We start from the raw sequence: 2,176 nt of genomic DNA, 5'->3' as shown, positions 1-2,176 counted from the left end.
ATTCAGACTTTGTAGAATTATTCTCTCCTTTAATTATGTATTAGATTCTTCTGATTTGACCAGCCTGCCTCTCCATGTAAAATGTACGTTGGAAAAAATGTCCCAATTTTATCAAGCGAAAACTGTGACAACTTTTCAAGCTATCACAATAATTGTGTATTTTTTTATTCTTTCTTTATTTTAAACTTAATAACTATTAGACCGTGGTTAACCTTTATGTAATTATGGAATATTATGGACAAAATAGTATAATATTAAATAAAAAAACTCTAAAAATGAGGGATTATTATGGAGATTAAAGATGGTTTCTTAGTTTCTTATCGACAAATTGATCCAGACTTATTAAAGGATTGGGTAAATTCTTGGGAGAAGAGTACCTTTCTAGAATATACAAAAACATTGAAACTAATTGATTATGATTACATGAAGGAGCAGGTTTCTACAAAGTTAAATGAAGAATCTTTTGATCGGGTTTGGCAAGAGTGGGTAGATGAAACTATTCATGACTTAACAGTAAAGATTAATGCATGGGATACTCCAGAATCCCTCCCTTTACATAATTTATCCATTATAGAAAATTTAATGGAACTTTTAAAAAATAACCGACCGATTATTCATACATACTTTAGAGTCCCACCTGGTAATAGAGAGCTTCGTGTAGCGAATTATATGGAAATACTTCTTGAACCATTAGATATTTATACAGCAAAAAGTATTGTAGACCACAGTGGGTTAATTAATTTAGAAATTGATAGCTTGGATATTGATCATGTGTGTTCAATAGAGATAAGCGCGATTAGCACTTTATTTTTGCAAACTTATTACGATATATTTGAAAAAAGAGTGAACCCTTTTCCTTTTTTAACTAACCATAATTCTGTGGAAAGTTTTGACGAGTCAACTGAAATTGGTATTCCTAAAAATTATTTAAGCCTTAAGATTTTATTTAATAAAGACTTCTTTGAAAAAGAAATAAGTAAAATTGATGCCCATAAAGAAGAACTATTAAATCACTTTTTATATCATGTAGGGGTGGAAAAAGGCTTGAATTTAGGGATTGCAACTATACACCCTTTGGATAGCAGAAGAACGGTTAGATCAAATCCATATGCAACAATCAGGTTTACTAATACGCCCAAATTCGAATTGGTTCCATTAAAATTTTTTAACGCAGCAAATGCAACAAAGGATGTTAGAGTTCAATTTCTTTCCTATTACAATGCAATTGAATATTTTTACGATGAGGATAAAGTTAAAACGAGAACAGGTGCTAGCCGAGTGTCTGAAAAAATGATGTTGAAAGAAATTTTTAATGATACCTTTAATGATCTTGATAAAATAAAAGCTTGGTTTAATGAAGCGGGTGTGTCACTGCGGGAAATTGGGTTAGACAGGAATAAAATAAAAACACTAGATCAAAATGAAGTTCCGCATACCGCCTCGAAATATAATAATACATTGAGGTTAGATTCATTAATAAATTTTATTGACGATTTAACTGAAAGAATTTATCTGTTGAGATGTGCGATTGTACATACAAAAAAACAGAAGTTGGTATTTTTCGAACCAGAACCCCAAAATATTTTAATTCAGCGTCATATTCCTTTTATTCGGTTTATTGCAAATAAAGTAATAAACACATATGCAACCACTGAGAGATGGTAAAAATATATAACAGAACTTAGTAAGATTTTCTTACTGAGTTCTTTTGTGTATTTTAAAAAAATGAATAAATGTTGTGACCGTCTAGTAAAATAACACAGTATTTCTCAATTAAATGACACAATTAAATGAGAAATAGATTAAAACAAATGTCCTTTGGCATGATTATCTTAAACTAACCTTTTCAGTTAGTTTAACAAGAAAAAAGACCGCCGCAGTGATCCTCTTCTTCAACTCTTGCATCCGTTACTTTAAGTGCAATATTTCACAAACTTTCACATTATGTATTAATGAAATACCCCTATAATCACAAGACCAATAAGAATAGCTGCAAGTGATAATATTAAAGCAAGTCCTGTTAATTCACCACCTGTACCGAAAAAGGTATCAAGTATTCCTAAAACTAAAAAGATCACTTTTTTTGGTGTTTTAGACTCATTTGCCTTAAATTCTTTATAACCATAAACCAATAGCGATATAAAAGAAACAATACCTATTAAAAAGATAATGATTC

2 protein-coding genes are annotated in these 2,176 nt (G+C 30.1%); one reads left to right on the top strand and one right to left on the bottom strand.

Annotated elements, in window-relative coordinates:
- Positions 1-288 precede the first annotated feature (288 nt).
- Entirely contained in the window at positions 289-1,665 is a 1,377-nt protein-coding gene (locus V7266_RS27480) for a hypothetical protein (RefSeq protein WP_335472396.1), read from the top strand.
- 284 nt (positions 1,666-1,949) lie between these two features.
- Here the strand turns inward: V7266_RS27480 and V7266_RS27475 are convergent.
- Positions 1,950-2,176, bottom strand: a 227-nt coding sequence (locus V7266_RS27475) for a hypothetical protein (RefSeq protein WP_335472395.1), incomplete at its 5' end; no start/stop codon positions are given.

The sequence above is a fragment of the Neobacillus drentensis genome, from assembly GCF_036965645.1.
GTDB classification, from domain to species: Bacteria; Bacillota; Bacilli; order Bacillales; family Cytobacillaceae; genus Neobacillus; species Neobacillus drentensis_D.
The sequence above is the reverse complement of the archived record's forward strand: the minus strand, read 5'-3'. Positions and strand labels throughout refer to the sequence as shown.

Coding starts and splice junctions, on each gene's coding strand:
- V7266_RS27480 (WP_335472396.1), top strand. CDS start 289: ATGGAGATTAAAGATGGTTTCTTAGTTTCTTATCGACAAATTGATCCA.